This window comes from Kribbella sp. NPDC049584 (assembly GCF_040675555.1).
Classification (GTDB): domain Bacteria; phylum Actinomycetota; class Actinomycetes; order Propionibacteriales; family Kribbellaceae; genus Kribbella.
On the sequence record NZ_JBFAPF010000006.1, the window covers coordinates 341,258 to 356,293 of the forward strand.

General features: G+C 68.3%; 15 protein-coding genes. 14 read left to right on the forward strand and 1 reads right to left on the reverse strand.

The window, feature by feature from the left end; all coding sequences use genetic code 11:
* Positions 1-34: 34 nt before the first annotated feature.
* From pdxS to AB0J62_RS23005, 8 genes are all read left to right on the forward strand, one after another.
* Positions 35-934 (forward strand): pyridoxal 5'-phosphate synthase lyase subunit PdxS, encoded by a 900-nt coding sequence (gene pdxS / locus AB0J62_RS22970; RefSeq protein WP_134102820.1) that lies wholly within the window; start codon positions 35-37, stop codon positions 932-934.
* 44 nt (positions 935-978) lie between these two features.
* Positions 979-3,621 carry an ATP-dependent helicase C-terminal domain-containing protein gene (locus tag AB0J62_RS22975; RefSeq protein WP_363874494.1) on the forward strand — a complete coding sequence of 881 codons (2,643 nt, stop codon included), beginning with the start codon at positions 979-981 and terminating at the stop codon, positions 3,619-3,621.
* A gap of 401 nt (positions 3,622-4,022) precedes the next feature.
* Positions 4,023-5,435 carry an N-acetylglucosamine/diacetylchitobiose ABC transporter substrate-binding protein gene (gene ngcE / locus AB0J62_RS22980; RefSeq protein ID WP_363874497.1) on the forward strand — a complete coding sequence of 471 codons (1,413 nt, stop codon included), beginning with the start codon at positions 4,023-4,025 and terminating at the stop codon, positions 5,433-5,435.
* Entirely contained in the window at positions 5,432-6,439 is a 1,008-nt protein-coding gene (locus AB0J62_RS22985) for a sugar ABC transporter permease (protein WP_363874500.1), read from the forward strand. Before ngcE ends, AB0J62_RS22985 begins: the two co-directional genes overlap by 4 nt.
* Positions 6,436-7,329 (forward strand): carbohydrate ABC transporter permease, encoded by an 894-nt coding sequence (locus AB0J62_RS22990; RefSeq protein WP_363874503.1) that lies wholly within the window; start codon positions 6,436-6,438, stop codon positions 7,327-7,329. The genes AB0J62_RS22985 and AB0J62_RS22990 overlap by 4 nt, the downstream gene beginning before the upstream one ends.
* A 21-nt stretch (positions 7,330-7,350) precedes the next feature.
* Positions 7,351-7,917, forward strand: a complete 567-nt coding sequence (locus AB0J62_RS22995) for a hypothetical protein (protein WP_363874506.1) — start codon at positions 7,351-7,353, stop codon at positions 7,915-7,917.
* Positions 7,914-8,507, forward strand: a complete 594-nt coding sequence (pdxT, locus tag AB0J62_RS23000; RefSeq protein ID WP_134102808.1) for a pyridoxal 5'-phosphate synthase glutaminase subunit PdxT — start codon at positions 7,914-7,916, stop codon at positions 8,505-8,507. The genes AB0J62_RS22995 and pdxT overlap by 4 nt, the downstream gene beginning before the upstream one ends.
* Before the next feature lie 33 nt (positions 8,508-8,540).
* A complete protein-coding gene (locus tag AB0J62_RS23005; protein WP_363874510.1) occupies positions 8,541-9,302 on the forward strand; it encodes a YebC/PmpR family DNA-binding transcriptional regulator in 762 nt (253 codons plus the stop codon).
* Positions 9,303-9,318: 16 nt separating this feature from the next.
* On the opposite strand, the gene AB0J62_RS23010 is transcribed toward AB0J62_RS23005, so the two are convergent.
* Positions 9,319-10,098 (reverse strand): hypothetical protein, encoded by a 780-nt coding sequence (locus AB0J62_RS23010; protein WP_363874513.1) that lies wholly within the window; start codon positions 10,096-10,098, stop codon positions 9,319-9,321.
* Positions 10,099-10,253: 155 nt separating this feature from the next.
* Here AB0J62_RS23010 and AB0J62_RS23015 point away from each other — a divergent pair, with 155 nt between their 5' ends.
* From AB0J62_RS23015 to ruvB, 6 genes are all read left to right on the forward strand, one after another.
* The gene (locus AB0J62_RS23015; protein ID WP_363874516.1) at positions 10,254-10,856 is read left to right on the forward strand and encodes a DUF664 domain-containing protein; all 603 of its coding nucleotides are present in this window, start codon (positions 10,254-10,256) and stop codon (positions 10,854-10,856) included.
* Between the two features lie 48 nt (positions 10,857-10,904).
* Positions 10,905-11,396 carry a hotdog fold domain-containing protein gene (locus AB0J62_RS23020; RefSeq protein WP_363874519.1) on the forward strand — a complete coding sequence of 164 codons (492 nt, stop codon included), beginning with the start codon at positions 10,905-10,907 and terminating at the stop codon, positions 11,394-11,396.
* Positions 11,397-11,464: 68 nt separating this feature from the next.
* Complete coding sequence (locus AB0J62_RS23025) at positions 11,465-12,622, forward strand: GNAT family N-acetyltransferase (RefSeq protein WP_363874522.1); 1,158 nt, start codon at positions 11,465-11,467, stop codon at positions 12,620-12,622.
* A 72-nt stretch (positions 12,623-12,694) separates the two neighbouring features.
* Positions 12,695-13,291 (forward strand): crossover junction endodeoxyribonuclease RuvC, encoded by a 597-nt coding sequence (ruvC, locus tag AB0J62_RS23030; RefSeq protein WP_363874525.1) that lies wholly within the window; start codon positions 12,695-12,697, stop codon positions 13,289-13,291.
* A 22-nt stretch (positions 13,292-13,313) separates the two neighbouring features.
* Positions 13,314-13,916 (forward strand): Holliday junction branch migration protein RuvA, encoded by a 603-nt coding sequence (gene ruvA, locus AB0J62_RS23035; protein WP_363874528.1) that lies wholly within the window; start codon positions 13,314-13,316, stop codon positions 13,914-13,916.
* A gap of 13 nt (positions 13,917-13,929) precedes the next feature.
* Positions 13,930-14,982, forward strand: coding sequence for a Holliday junction branch migration DNA helicase RuvB (ruvB, locus tag AB0J62_RS23040; RefSeq protein WP_134102782.1), 1,053 nt, complete (start codon positions 13,930-13,932; stop codon positions 14,980-14,982).
* Positions 14,983-15,036: the final 54 nt, after the last annotated feature.

Here is a 15,036-nt window from a genome sequence, read left to right on the forward strand (position 1 = left end):
ATCTGAAGAAGAGCCCCACGACCAGGAGGAAGCAGTGAGCGAGAACGTGACCCCGCAGACCGGTACCGCGAAGGTGAAGCGCGGGATGGCCGAGATGCTCAAGGGCGGCGTGATCATGGACGTCGTCACCGCCGAGCAGGCCAAGATCGCCGAGGACGCCGGTGCGGTCGCGGTGATGGCGCTGGAGCGGGTCCCGGCCGACATCCGTGCGCAGGGCGGCGTGTCCCGGATGAGCGACCCGGACATGATCGACTCGATCATCGGCGCGGTCTCGATCCCGGTGATGGCCAAGGCCCGGATCGGTCACTTCGTCGAGGCCCAGGTGCTGCAGAGCCTCGGGGTGGACTACATCGACGAGTCCGAGGTGCTCACCCCGGCCGACTACGCCAACCACATCGACAAGTGGCAGTTCACCGTGCCGTTCGTGTGCGGCGCGACCAACCTGGGCGAGGCGCTGCGCCGGATCACCGAGGGCGCGGCGATGATCCGCTCCAAGGGCGAGGCCGGCACCGGTGACGTGTCCAACGCGACCACCCACATGCGCCAGATCCGCCAGGAGATCCGCAAGCTCACCAGCCTCCCCGAGGACGAGCTGTACGTCGCCGCGAAGGAGCTGCAGGCGCCGTACGAGCTGGTCAAGGAGGTCGCCACCCTCGGCAAGCTGCCCGTCGTACTGTTCACCGCCGGCGGTATCGCCACCCCGGCCGACGCCGCGATGATGATGCAGCTCGGCGCCGAGGGTGTGTTCGTCGGCTCCGGCATCTTCAAGTCCGGCAACCCGGCCCAGCGCGCCGAGGCGATCGTCAAGGCCACCACGTTCCACGACGACCCCGACGTGATTGCCAAGGTCTCCCGCGGCCTGGGCGAGGCCATGGTCGGCATCAACGTCGACGACATCCCTCAGCCGCACCGCCTCGCCGAGCGCGGCTGGTAGCAGGTTGGACCTGGCGCTGGCTGCTGGTCGGCTAGCGTCGGGGTGTGTTGCTGCCTGAATCGTCCGTGCAGGGGGCGGAGCTGCCTGTGCGGACGGTTCTGCCCGCCGTGGTCGATGCGGCGCGTGCGCGCGGTACGGCGGTGTTGGTCGCGCCGCCGGGGTCGGGGAAGACGTCGCTGTTGCCGCTTGCGCTGGCTGATGCGCTCGAGGGAACGATCATCGTCGCCGAGCCGCGGAGGATGGCGACGCGCGCGGCTGCGAGCCGGTTGGCGACGTTGGTCGGCGAACCGCTCGGGCAGCGGATCGGCTACGCGATGCGCGGTGAACGCAGCGGCGGCAAGGGGCTCCGCGTCGAAGTGGTGACGACAGGGCTCCTGGTACGGCGTCTGCAGCAGGATCCGGAGCTGCCGGGAGTCGCCGCGATCGTGATCGACGAGTGCCACGAGCGGCACCTTGATGCCGACCTGCTACTCGCGTTCTGCATCGACATCCGCGCGAATCTTCGCGAGGACCTGGCCCTCGTCGCGACCTCGGCCACGGCTGACACGATCAGGCTGAGTCGGGTCCTGGGCACTGACGTTCCGGCGCCCGTTGTCACTGCGTCTGCTGCGCTGTTCGACGTGGCGATCGAGTGGGTCCCACCACCGATCCCCGTGCCACTGCTTCCCGGCGGACGGGTCGACCCGCGGTTGCTGGATCACGTCGCGGACGTCGTACGCCGTGCGCTGACCGAGAACGAGGGCGACATCCTCGTGTTCGTCCCGGGGGAGGCCGAGATCAACGGGGTGACTCGGCGGTTGGCCGGGCTGAATGTCCTGCCGTTGTTCGGTCGCCAGTCGAGGGCCGAACAGGACCGCGCGTTGGCGTCGGGCAGCACTCGCCGGATCGTGGTCACGACGTCGGTCGCGGAGAGTTCGCTGACTGTGCCCGGTGTCAGGGTTGTGGTCGACTCGGGTCTTGCCCGGGAGCCGCGGACCGATCAGTCCCGTGGCCTCGGTGCGTTGGTCACCTGCCGGGTCTCGAGATCGTCGGCCGACCAGCGAGCGGGTCGTGCCGGGCGGGAAGCACCTGGCCGGGTCTATCGGTGCTGGTCTGCTGCCGACCATTCGCATCTCGACGATCATCCGGCGCCGGAGATCGCGATCGCCGATCTGGCGTCCTTCGCGCTCGACCTCGCGGCGTGGGGCGCGCCTGCCGCCGACAGTCTGACCTTGCTCGATGCGCCGCCGGCACCGGCGATGACTGCCGCCACCGAATTGCTGCGTCGCCTCGATGCCATTGACGACAGCGGCCGGATCACCGAGCGGGGACGGCAGATGGTGGCGGTCGGGGCGCATCCCCGGCTGGCTCGCGCGCTGCTGGACGGGGCGCCGCGGGTCGGCGCCGACCGGGCCCGCGAGGTCGTCGCGATGCTCTCCGACGACTCCGGCCGCGACTTCGGCGACGATCTGCCGGCCCGTTGGCGAGCCCTCCGCCGCGGTGAGGACCGCGGCGCCACGGCCCGCTGGCGAGAAGAAACGAAACGCCTCGCCCGAGCCGGTGCGACCGGCGAGCGGGGCGGGGCGACCGGCGAAGAGCGGGGCGGTGCTACCGGCGAGGAGCGGGGCGGGGCGAAGGGCGAGGAGCTAGGCGGGGCGAACGGCGAGGAGCGGGCCGGCGATGGAGCGCGGTCGGCGGTGGGTGGGTCGGCTGGCCGGGGGAGCGGAGTACCGGACGATCTTGCTGTCGGGATCGTGGTGGGGCTGGCGTATCCGGATCGGATCGCGCGGGTCCGGCGGGCCGACTCCACGACGTACCAGATGTCTGGTGGTACGGGTGCCGCGCTGGATCCGCAATCGCCGTTGCGGACAACTCCCTGGCTGGCGATCGCGGTTGCCGACCGGGCTCCGGGTCGCGCCGACGCCAGGATCCGCTCCGCGGCGCCGATCGACGAGCAGACCGCCCGGGACATCGCAGGCGATCTCGTCTCGACCACCGACGAGATCCGCTGGGACGACGGCCGGATCGTCACGCGGCGCGTCGAGGCGTTCGGTGCGATCGTGCTCAACGACGTACCGCTGAAAAAGCCCGACCCGCTGCTCGTCCAAGCGGCCGTCCGCGACGGCATCCGGCGCGGCGGTCTGTCCGTACTGCGCTGGTCGGAGCCCGCACTCGCGCTGCGGGAGCGGCTTGCGTTCTGCCACGCCCACCTCGGCGCTCCGTGGCCTGCGGTCGACGACGCGTCACTGCTGGCCGGTCTCGACGAATGGCTCGGTACCGAGCTCGCCTCGGTCCGCAGTTCGCGCGATCTCGCCCACATCGACGTGGCCTCGGCGCTCCGGCGACTACTGCCGTGGCCCGCGGCAACCCGGTTCGGCGAACTCGCGCCGGAGCGGCTCCAGGTCCCCTCCGGCTCCGAAGTGCGACTGACGTACGACGGTGCCGAGCCGCCCGTCCTCGCGGTGAAGCTGCAGGAGGTCTTCGGCTGGACCGACACCCCGGCCGTCGCGGACGGTCGTGTCCCGGTCGTCCTGCATCTGCTGTCGCCCGCACGGCGCCCGGTCGCGATCACGAGCGATCTCGCCTCGTTCTGGGAGCAGGGATATCCGCAGGTCCGAGCCGACCTGCGAGCCCGTTATCCCCGCCATCCGTGGCCGGAAGATCCGCTCACCGCCCTCCCGACCAAGCGAGTGAAACCTCGCCGCTGAACCGGATCAGCGTGGTTCGGTTGCCCGCGGCCCACAATGTCAGGACAAGTTCCGAGGTCACGAAATGGGATCGGATCCGGCGCGTCGGTCGCGGTCCCGGTGCAGGACGGCAAGCGTGGGGACGTGTGCTGCACAAGGGGTTTTGGGGCAGGGGGCCGTCGTTTGCCGGGTCCGGGACTCGCCGTCGCGAGGCTTGACGCCGGGCGACTTTGGCAAAGACAATGCGTAATCACTTCGGGCGGCAGCGCGTCGGAGTGCGCCCTGCCGCCATTATCGTGCGGCTGGACCGTGGGCAACGAGCAGCGACGAGCGCTCGCCGGCCACGGGACGGGGGGATGTTCACCACAAGGGGCAGGTGTGTTCAGCACCGTCGGGAATCTAGCGAGAAGAGGCAGGACCAAATGAGCGAGACCAGCAAGATCGGACGGCGGAGTCTCCTGCGAGGGAGCCTGGCGGCGGCCGCGGTGCTTCCCCTCAGTGGCGTGATCGCCAGCTGCGCCGGCAGCGGCAGCGACAACAACAGCTCCCAGCAGGGCGGGGCCAAGAGCACGGACAACCCGTTCGGCATGGCGGACAAGTCCAGCGTCGACGCCGTCATCTTCAACGGCGGTTACGGCTACGACTACGTGCAGTTCGCGGCCGACATCGCGCAGAAGAAGCAGGCGGGCTCGACGTTCAAGGTCTCCCCGTCCACCCAGATCGCCCAGCAGCTGCAGCCGCGCTTCGTCGGCGGCAACCCGCCGGACCTGATCGACAACTCCGGCGCGAACCAGATCGGCTTCAACACGATCCTGGACCAGCTGTCGACGCTGGACGACGTCTTCGAGGCCAACAACTACGAAGGCAAGAAGATCGCCGACACCCTGTACCCGGGAGCCAAGAACCCCGGTACCTTCGACGGCAAGTTCGTCGCGATGAACTACGTGCTCACGCTGTACGGCATCTGGTACTCCGACAGCCTGTTCAAGGCGAACGGCTGGGAGCCGCCGAAGACGTACGACGGGCTGCTCGACCTCGGCGCCAAGGCCAAGGCCAAGGGCAAGTACCTGTTCGTCTGGGGCAAGGAAGCCGCCACCTACTACCACACGATGGCCGTCGACGGCGCGATCAAGGAAGGTGGCGACGAGGTCCGGCTGGCGCTGGAGAACCTCAAGGAGAACTGCTGGTCGATGCCGCAGTTCCAGGGCATCTTCAAGGCCATGGAAACCATGGTCAAGAACGGGTACTTCGTCCCCGGCGGCGCCGGCACGCAGTTCACCGCCGCACAGGCGAAGTGGAGCAACGACCAGCAGGCCATCCTCTACCCCTCGGGCTCGTGGATCGAGAACGAGATGAAGAAGGCCACCAAGTCGGGCTTCGACATGAAGGGCGTCCCCGAGCCGACCCTGACCGAGAGCCCGAAGCTGCCGTACGAGTCGCTGCGCAGCGCGGCCGGTGAGCCGTTCATCGTCCCGGCCAAGGGCAAGAACGTTGCCGGTGGCAAGGAGCTGCTGCGGGCCATGCTGTCCAAGGACGCGGCGACCAACTTCGCCAAGACCCGGCTCGCGCCGACGATCGTCAAGGGCCTGGTGCCCGCCGACGGTTTCGGCTCGACGGCGCTGCAGTCGCAGACCGCGATGCTGGACGCCGCTGGTACGAACGTCTTCGACTACCAGGTGTTCGGCCTGTACGGCATGAACACCGACCAGCTGGTGGTCTGGAACTCGTTCCTGTCCGGCCAGCTGGACGCCGCGGGCCTGACCAAGGGCCTGCAGCAGATCACCGACAAGGTGCGTAACGACAGCTCCGTCAAGAAGATCCCGGTCACCAAGTGACCGTCCAGCAAAACCTGACGCAAGAGGCTGTGCCGGGAGGCGGACCCAAGCGGTCCGTCACCCGGCGCCGCCGGCCGCTGACCTTCGACCGCGTCAGCTTCATGGTCGTTTTCCTCGGTCTGCCGCTGGTCGTGTTCGTGGTCTTCGTGGTCTCGCCGTTCGTGCAGGCGCTGTACTACTCGCTGACCGACTGGTCCGGTTTCAGCGCGGGGCAGAACTTCGTCGGCTTCGACAACTACGTCCGGCTGTTCCACGACGACATCTTCCTGAAGGCCGTCCGCAACAACATCGAGCTCGCGATCGTCGTGCCGATCGTGACGATCGTGCTGGCGCTGACCCTGGCCACGCTGGTGACGATCGGCGGCTCGGGCACCGGTACGGTCCGCGGGCTGCGCAACTCCGGCTTCTACCGGATCGTCTCGTTCTTCCCGTACGTGATCCCCGCGATCGTGATCGGCCTGATCTGGGCCCAGGTGTTCACGCCCGGCTCGGGCATCCTGGACGCCGTACTGTCGAAGATCGGGCTGCACCAGTTCGAGAACTACGCCTGGCTCGGGGACGCGCGGACCGCGATGCCGGCCTCGATGTTCGTGATGATCTGGGGCTTCGTCGGCTTCTACATGGTGCTGTTCATCGCCGCCATCCGGGGCATCGACCCCGAGGTGTTCGAGGCGGCCCGCATCGACGGCGCCGGCCGGTTCCGGACGGCGATCTCCATCACCGTGCCGCTGATCCGCGACAACGTGCAGACGGCCTACATCTACCTCGGGATCGCCGCCCTCGACGCCTTCGTCTACATGCAGGCGCTGAACCCCGGCGGCGGGCCGCAGAACTCGACCCTGGTGATGCCCCAACAGCTGTTCACCACTGCCTTCACCAAGGGGCAGTTCGGTTACTCGACGGCCATGGGCGTGATCCTGGCCGCGGTGACGATGCTGTTCGCGCTCCTGGTCTTCGTGGTGAACGCCCTGACCGGCGGACGTGAGCGGAAGGTACGCCGATGACAACCACTACCGCCGACCGGGCCGACCTGGTCGCCGATTCCCGCGCACCCGGCACGGGGTCCCGGGAGGGCAAGGGCGTCGCCACGACCGCCCACATCGCGCTGATCCTGTGGTCGCTGCTGGTGATCCTCCCGCTGCTGTGGACGCTGCTCTCCTCGTTCAAGTCGACGCAGGAGGTCCTGGGCAACCCGCTGACGCTGCCGCACAAGCTTCGGTTCGAGAACTACGCCAACGCCTGGACGACGGCCGGCATCGGTCGCTACTTCGCGAACACCGTGATCGTCGTGGGCTCCGCGCTGGTGCTGGTGATGATCCTCGGCGCCATGTGTGCGTACGTGCTGGCCAGGTTCACGTTCCCCGGCAACCGGCTGATCTACTACTCCATGCTGGCCGGGCTGACGTTCCCGGTCTTCCTGGCGATCGTGCCCCTGTTCTTCGTACTGAAGAACCTCTCGCTGCTGAACACCCTTCCAGGGCTGATCATCACCTACGTCGCGTTCGCGCTGCCGTTCACCGTCTTCTTCCTGCACAGCTTCTTCAAGGCACTGCCGGGCGAGGTCTACGAGGCGGCGCAGATCGACGGGGCAGGGGAGTGGCGAACGTTCTTCTCGGTGATGCTGCCGATGGCGAGGCCGGGGATGGCGTCGGTTGCCATCTTCAACTTCCTCGGATTGTGGAACCAGTTCCTGCTCCCCGTCGCGCTGAACACCGACTCGAAGAACTATGTCCTCTCGCAGGGCATGGCCTCGTTCGCGTCGCAGGCCGGTTACGCGGTGGACTTCGGTGCCCTGTTCGCGGCCGTGGTGATCACGGTGGCGCCGGTTCTGGTCGTCTACATCATCTTCCAGCGTCAGCTGCAGGTGTCTGTTACCGCTGGAGGCGTGAAGTAGCGCCTGAACTACCCTTGAGCAGTGACAAGCAACTTGCAGTCGGTGGACGAACGGACCGCCCGGGAACTGCGTGGCCTCGCCCGCGTCCTGGTGCGGTCCGGGTACGCCGACCACGCCGCCATCACGGCCGCGCTGACCGAGGCGGTCCGTGAGGACGCACCCTCGATGGACGCCGGCGCATTGGTCCCGCTGCTGATCGGTGAGGCGGTGATGGACCTCAACGCCGACGCCGCGACCTGGCCGGAGACCACCGACCCGGACAGGTTGGACGCCGTACTCGCGGAGCTCGAAGAACTGGGCGTGGTAGTGGTCCGGTACACATCGGACCACCACGAAGCCCGGAAGGTGCTGGAGGCCGCGGACAGTCCGCAGGGTCTGGTGTTCTTCACCGACACCGACGTCTGGCATGCGGTCGACTTCGGCATGCTCGAGCTGAAGCTCTGGCACCCCGACACCGCCAACGTCGCGCCGGGCGAGCCGCTGTTGGAGGACGTACTCGAGCTGCTGCACCGCCACGACCTGCCCGCTGCCTTCGACGAGGGCCGGATCGAGGTCACGCTCAACTGGCAACGGAGGGTGACGCTATGACGGTGATCGGGGTGTTCGCTCTACAGGGCAATGTCCGCGAGCACTTGGCGATGCTGACCGAGGTCGGTGTCGAGGCGCGGCCGGTGCGGCGTCCGTCCGAGCTGGAGCAGGTCGACGGGCTGGTGCTGCCCGGCGGGGAGTCGACCACCATGTACAAGCTGGCGCGGACGTTCGAGCTGTTCGAGCCGTTGCAGAAGCGGATCGCGGACGGGATGCCGGTGTTCGGCACCTGTGCCGGGATGATCATGCTCGCCGACACGATCACCGGCGGGACCGCCGACCAGGAGACGCTCGGCGGCCTCGACGTGACCGTACGCCGGAACGCGTTCGGCCGGCAGGTCGACTCGTTCGAGGCCGACCTCGAGTTCGCCGCTTTCGACGCGCCGTACCACGCGGTGTTCATCCGGGCACCGTGGGTGGAGCGGGTCGGACCGGACGTAGAGGTACTCTCGACGGTGAGGTCGGGCCCGGCCGCGGGTAGGATCGTCGCGGTCCGCCACGACCGGCTGCTCGCCACGTCGTTCCATCCGGAGATGACCGGGGACGCGCGGCTGCACGGCTACTTCGCCGAGCTGGTCCGGGCCCACTGAGTCGTTGTTGTAGGTAGAAGGGTTGGGTTCGCCATGTCAGGCCACTCCAAGTGGGCCACCACGAAGCACAAGAAGGCCGTCATCGACGCGAAGCGCGGCAAGCTCTTCGCGAAGTTGATCAAGAACATCGAGGTGGCCGCCCGGATGGGCGGTGGCGACCCTGGCGGGAACCCGACCCTGTACGACGCCATCCAGAAGGCGAAGAAGTCCTCGGTGCCGAACGACAACATCGACCGCGCCGTCAAGCGCGGATCCGGTGCGGAAGCGGGCGGCGCGGAGTACCAGACGATCATGTACGAGGGTTACGGCCCGAACGGCGTGGCGATGCTGGTCGAGTGTCTGACCGACAACCGGAACCGTGCGGCCGCGGACGTCCGGACCGCGATGACGCGCAACGGCGGCTCGCTCGCCGACCCGAACTCGGTCGCGTACCTGTTCAACCGCAAGGGCGTCATCGTCGTCGCCAAGGAGCAGGACGGGAAGTCGCTGTCCGAGGACGACGTGATGGAGGCCGTGCTCGAGGCCGGCGCCGACGAGGTCAACGACCTCGGCGACTCCTGGGAGGTCGTCACCGAGGCTACCGACCTGGTCGCGGCCCGGACCGCGCTGCAGGACGCCGGCATCGACTACGACTCCGCCGACGTCCAGTTCGTCCCGTCGATGACGGTCGAGCTCGACGCCGACGGCGCCGCGAAGATCTTCCGCCTGATCGACGCCCTCGAGGACAGCGACGACGTACAGAACGTCTACGCGAACTTCGACGTGTCGGACGAGATCATGGCCGAGGTCGGCTGACCGGCGTCAGCAGAACTCACATCCCGAGGGCCTTTCCGTCGATCACCTGACTCGACGGAGGGGCCTTCGGCGTTGTGACCTGGTTGTACTCGCTGAAGCTCAGCGCGTCCGCGCCTGACTCGAGCCGGACCGGGCGCGCGGTCGCGGTGTCGACCCAGAGCGTGCCGTCACCGTCCCCGAGGCCGATCGCGGGCACGCCGTCGACGGTCTTGGGCGCGGTCTTCCGGACCGAGCCGCTGGGCTCGAACAGCGTGTCGAAGAACTCGGCCTTGCTGGCGAACAGCGCGAAGTTGCCGAGATCCTTGTCGCTCATCGTCGTCCGGATCCAGCGGCCGGCGATCAGCCCGACGATGGCGTCCGCCTCGGCCTTGGACTTGGTCTGCGACCGCCAGAACTTGTTGCTCATCTTGAGGTACGCGGTCTTGCCGATCACCATTACCGACATACCGCCGTCGCTCGTGGTGATCGAGCCCTGGCCACCGCTCTTGGTGACCCGCACGTCGAGGGCCATCCGCTCTTTGCCGTCGGAGACAGCGCCCTTCATCCGGACGCTGGTGGCGGCTTTCGCGGCGGCCTGCGTCTTGGTGAGGATCTTGGCCGCCGATAGGCCGGCGATACTGCTCGCCGCCGGCGGCGCGATGGACGGCTTCTCCAGGATGGGTGTCGGTGTGGCTGATGGTGTCGCTTTGGGGGTGGCTGCTGGCGCGGGTGTCGGCGTGGTCTCCACTGCGTCGTCACTCGCCGCCTTGGGCCCGCTGCATCCCGCGACGAGGGCCATGAATGCGATAGCACCCACAGCCGACCGATTCCTCAGCATCCTGCTCTCCCCCCAACGACGACACAGATATCAGGGAGATGCCCACCGGACCCGAAAAGTTGCTGAACGCGGGTGTTCGGAGATCAGTTGAGTTCCGGAAGTAGATCGTCCGGTTGCGGTTCTACGCTGCCGGCATGGACACGAATACCGCTCGGCCTTCAGCGTTGACGAGCGCGCCCGGGTTCACGCCCGGACGTCCTCCGGAGTGGGACCTCACCGTCTTCCTGCGCGGCGATGAGCTCCAGACCGCACTCATCACCTTGGAGCGCAACCGTCGTACGTTCGCCTGGAAGTGCTGGGACGTGGGCTCGGACGGCCTTCAGTTGCGCCTCGGACCGTCCGCGATCACCCTCGGCGGACTTCTCAAGCACTTGGCGCTCTGTGAGGAGATGAAGTTCCAGAGCGACCTGACCGGCGCGCCCCTGCTGCCCGAGTTCCGCGACATCGACCACAAAGCCACCTGGGAGACGTGGGCTTGGGAGTCAGCCAAGGACGACGATCCCGAGGCGCTCCGCGACCTGTGGGTCCGGGCCGTACACCGCTCTCGCGACACCCTCGCTGCCATTCTCGCCGAGTCGGGCCTCGACTATGCCCCCGAAGGCGGGATGAGCCTGCGCCGTCTCGTCAGCGACCTCATCGAGGAATACGCCCGCCACACCGGCCACGCCGACTTCCTCCGCGAAGCCGTCGACGGCGCCACCGGCGAGGGCCCACCGAGCAACTTCCCCGTTCCCTAGCCGCGAGGATCTCTTCACGGGCATGTGACTCGTGGGTAACATGCGGGTATGGCGAGTCAGGTGCTGGGGTTGTGGGAGCGGTTGCGTGGGGTGCCGGGTGGGGAGGTTCTGTTTTCCTGGGTGTTCGCCTGGAAGGCGCCTTACTTCCGGTCGGTGCGGCCCCGGTTCTTGCAGGTGGAGCGGGACTTCGCGGCGTTGCGGTTGCCCAAGCGACGGGCGGTGCTGAACCACATCGGGACCGTGCATGCGATTGCCGTGTGCAACGGCTTGGAGGCCGCGATGGGGGCGCTGGCGGAGGCCACGGTGCCGGCGGGGAGGCGGTGGTTGCCCAAGGGGATGGAGGTTTCGTACCTCGCCAAGTCGACGTCCGACCTGGTCTGTTCGGCCGAGACCGATCCGGCCGGCTGGACCTCGGGGCCCGATGTGCCGGTGCGGGTGAAGGCGACCCGGGACGACGGCACGGTGGTCGTCGAGGGAGTCATCCACCTGTGGGTCACCGACAAGAAGACGTCCGCCGACCGGGTGGCGAGCGGGAAATAGGTCTGAACACGTCGGCAACAGGTGGGAAATAGGGCCGTCGGCTGGCTCGTGGGACGTAGGGTCGGCGGGTGACCGAGTTGCGGGTGGTGGATGTTGTCGAGGAACAGCTCGATGCGGTCTGGGAGGTGCGGATTCGCTCGTTCGGCCCTGGTGGGGACCGGGACGAGTGGAGGAAGAATGCGCTCACCTTCATGGACGGCCGGTTCGTCGGTGTCGTCGACGGTGACCAGCTTGTCGCCGCGGCGCGGATCTGGCCGTTCGAGCAGTGGTGGGGTGGGCGCCGGGTCCCGATGGGCGGAGTGGCCGGCGTAGTCGTCGCCCCGGAGTACCGCGGTCGTGGTGTTGGCAGCCTGATGATGCGTGCGGTGCTGAAGCGGTGCGCCGACAAGGGCTACCCGCTGACGGCTCTGTATCCCGCGACGACTGTTCTCTATCGGCACCTGGGCTACGAGTTCGCGGGTCACAGGTACAAGTTCTCGTTCCAGGCCGCCGATCTGAGGACGCTGGGCGGCAAAGGTACGGCGGTGCGGAAGGCGGGCCCGGCCGACACGGACCTGTTCCTGGAGCTCGCCGGGAAGAACCACGAGGTAAGGCGTTCGAGCGGTCCGCTGGTCTGGCCGCGCACCGAGGTCGAGTCCTGGCTGGAGGACGAGAACAACTTCGCGTACGTCGCCGACGACGGCTTCGTGGTCTACAACTGGTCCGACGGCGACCTGGCTGTCGACGAGCTCATGGCCGGCTCCGAGGAGACCGCACGGGCCCTGTGGGCGACCGTCGGCTCGGGCGCGTCGATCGCGAAGTCGGTGCAGGCGTACTGCCCGCCGTTCGACCCGATCCATCTGCTCGCCGAGCACGAGGCGGACGGCGACACGCGGATCAACCGCTGGATGCTCCGCCTCATCGACGCTCCGGCTGCCATCGCGACGCGAGGCTTCCCGGAAGGCGTCGTACTCGAGGCCGACCTGCGGATCGACGACCCCGACCTGCCCGGGAACACGGGCGACTGGCACCTGTCGGTCGCTGACGGATCGGGCAGCCTCACACCCACGGACAGCCCGAACGACGCCCTCCGCTGCGGCCCGCGTGGACTGGCTGCGCTGTACGCCGGTACGCCGCTTGCGGCCCTGCGCGGAGCCGGACTGGTCACCGGGGGAGCGCCCGCGACGGACGGCGGGCTGGATGCGGTCTTCAGCGGACCGACGCCGTACATGCTCGACTACTTCTGAGTTCGGCGCGTCGATTTCGTCAGTCGCGAGACCGCCGTCTAGGGTTATCGAACAAACGTTCGGAGGTGGTCCATGCGGGTGCTCGGCGTCGACCCGGGACTGACCCGGTGCGGCCTCGGCGTCGTCGAGGGCACGCCGGGGAGGCCCCCTGCACTCGTCGCCGTCGGGGTGATCCGCACGCCGGCCGAGCTGGACGTCTCCAAGCGACTCGTCCAGATCGAGGCGGAGCTGGAGGAGTGGATCGCCAAGCACCAGCCGGACGCGGTCGCTGTCGAGCGAGTGTTCGCCCAGCACAATGTCCGGACAGTGATGGGGACGGCGCAGGCCTCTGGGGTGGCGATGGTTGTCGCGGCTCGTCGCGGACTGCCGGTCGCGCTGCACACGCCGAGTGAGGTGAAGGCCGCGGTCACCGGATCGGGCCGGGCGGACAAGGAGCAGGTGACCACGATGGTCACCCGGATCCTCAAGCTGAGCGAGCGTCCGACACCCGCCGACGCCGCCGACGCGCTCGCGCTGGCGATCTGTCAGGTGTGGCGCGGTGGCGTGGCCGGCAAGCTGCAGGAGGCAGCCTCCAGCCGCTCGAACCTCGAAGCTCTGGCGCAGGCGCAGTCCCGGCTGCAGATGGCAAGATTGCGGGCCGCGGTGGCGGCCCAGCAGGGCAAGCGGTGAGCACGGAAACGGGAGGTTGGCGATGATCGCCTTTGTGCGTGGACCGGTGGCGGCCATCGGAGTGGACAGCGCCGTGGTCGAGGTCGGGGGAGTGGGCCTGCAGGTGTACTGCGACCCTGGCACGCTGGCCGGTCTCCGGCCGGGGCAGGAAGCCCGGATCTCCACGTCGATGGTCGTTCGCGAGGACTCGCTGACGTTGTACGGGTTCGCCGACGACGACGCGAAGAACCTGTTCGAGCTGCTCCAGACCGCGTCCGGGGTCGGCCCGAAGCTGGCCCAGGCGGCGCTTGCGGTGCTCAGCCCCGACCAGCTGCGGCAGGCGGTCGCGACCGAGGATCTCGTCGTGCTGGTGAAGGTGCCGGGTATCGGGAAGAAGGGCGCCCAGCGGATCGTGCTGGAGCTCAAGGACAAGATCGGTGCGCCGTCAAGGACTGTGACCGGGCGGCCCCTGCAGACGCAGGAGGCGTGGCGGGAGCAGGTGGCGGCAGGTCTGGTCGGCCTTGGCTACTCGGCCCGCGACGCCGAGGACGCGGTCACCGCGGTGTCGCCGCTGGCCGCCGACAGCCCGAGTCCAGCCGTTCCCGACCTGCTGCGTGCCGCGCTGCGCGTGCTCTCGAAGGCCTGAGAGGGCGTAGGAGATGGAAGACAACGTCCGGCCGCTGGTGTCCGCCGACGCGGTGGATCTCGAGGAACGCAAGATCGAGTCCGCGCTGCGGCCGCGCACGCTGGCCGAGTTCGGCGGTCAGCGCCGGGTCAGCGAGCAGCTCGAGCTGGTGCTGCACGCCGCCCGCGGGCGCAATCGCGCGCCGGACCACGTGTTGCTGTCCGGTCCGCCCGGCCTCGGCAAGACCACGTTGGCCATGATCATCGCGAGTGAGCTGTCGGCGCCGCTGCGCGTGACCAGCGGCCCGGCGATCCAGCACGCCGGCGACCTCGCCGCGATCCTGTCCGGGCTGAGCGAGGGCGAAGTACTGTTCCTCGACGAGATCCACCGGATGTCGCGGCCGGCCGAAGAGCTGCTGTACATGGCGATGGAGGACTTCCGCGTCGATGTGATCGTCGGCAAGGGCCCTGGTGCGACCGCGATCCCGCTCGAGATCCCGCCGTTCACACTGGTCGGGGCGACCACGCGGGCCGGTCTGCTGCCGGGGCCGCTGCGGGACCGGTTCGGGTTCACCGGTCACCTGGAGTTCTACGAGTCCGCAGAGCTCGAGAAGATCGTCAATCGCTCGGCGGCCCTGCTCGAGGTCGACATCACCCCGGAGGGTGCGGCGGAGATCGCCTCGCGTTCCCGCGGTACGCCGCGTATTGCGAACCGGCTGCTCCGCCGGGTCCGCGACTACGCAGAGGTGCGGGCGGACGGCATCATCACCCTGGCGCTCGCCAAGTCGGCACTCGAGCTGTACGAAGTGGACAAGATGGGCCTCGACCGGCTCGACAGGTCCGTTCTGGACGCGTTGTGCCGCCGTTTCGGGGGCGGACCGGTCGGTCTGTCCACGCTGGCGGTTGCGGTGGGCGAAGAACGTGAGACTGTGGAGGAAGTGGCCGAACCGTTCCTGGTCCGGTCGGGCTACTTGGCCCGTACGCCGCGTGGTCGTGTCGCCACGCCCGCGGCCTGGCGGCATATCGGGCTGAAGGTCCCGAAGGGCGCGACGTTCGCCGACACGCTCTTCGACACCGACGAAGACTGAAGGAGCTCGACCCCAACTGAACAGCGGACGTCGGGGAACGTCCGCGGACGCCGG

What these genes read in the sequence shown, in the direction of transcription:
- ngcE (WP_363874497.1), top strand. Translation starts at nt 4,023, where the DNA reads ATGAGCGAGACCAGCAAGATCGGACGGCGGAGTCTCCTGCGAGGGAGC.
- pdxT (WP_134102808.1), top strand. Translation starts at nt 7,914, where the DNA reads ATGACGGTGATCGGGGTGTTCGCTCTACAGGGCAATGTCCGCGAGCAC.
- ruvB (WP_134102782.1), top strand. Translation starts at nt 13,930, where the DNA reads ATGGAAGACAACGTCCGGCCGCTGGTGTCCGCCGACGCGGTGGATCTC.
- AB0J62_RS23020 (WP_363874519.1), top strand. Translation starts at nt 10,905, where the DNA reads ATGGCGAGTCAGGTGCTGGGGTTGTGGGAGCGGTTGCGTGGGGTGCCG.
- AB0J62_RS23015 (WP_363874516.1), top strand. Translation starts at nt 10,254, where the DNA reads ATGGACACGAATACCGCTCGGCCTTCAGCGTTGACGAGCGCGCCCGGG.
- AB0J62_RS22990 (WP_363874503.1), top strand. Translation starts at nt 6,436, where the DNA reads ATGACAACCACTACCGCCGACCGGGCCGACCTGGTCGCCGATTCCCGC.
- ruvA (WP_363874528.1), top strand. Translation starts at nt 13,314, where the DNA reads ATGATCGCCTTTGTGCGTGGACCGGTGGCGGCCATCGGAGTGGACAGC.
- ruvC (WP_363874525.1), top strand. Translation starts at nt 12,695, where the DNA reads ATGCGGGTGCTCGGCGTCGACCCGGGACTGACCCGGTGCGGCCTCGGC.
- AB0J62_RS23005 (WP_363874510.1), top strand. Translation starts at nt 8,541, where the DNA reads ATGTCAGGCCACTCCAAGTGGGCCACCACGAAGCACAAGAAGGCCGTC.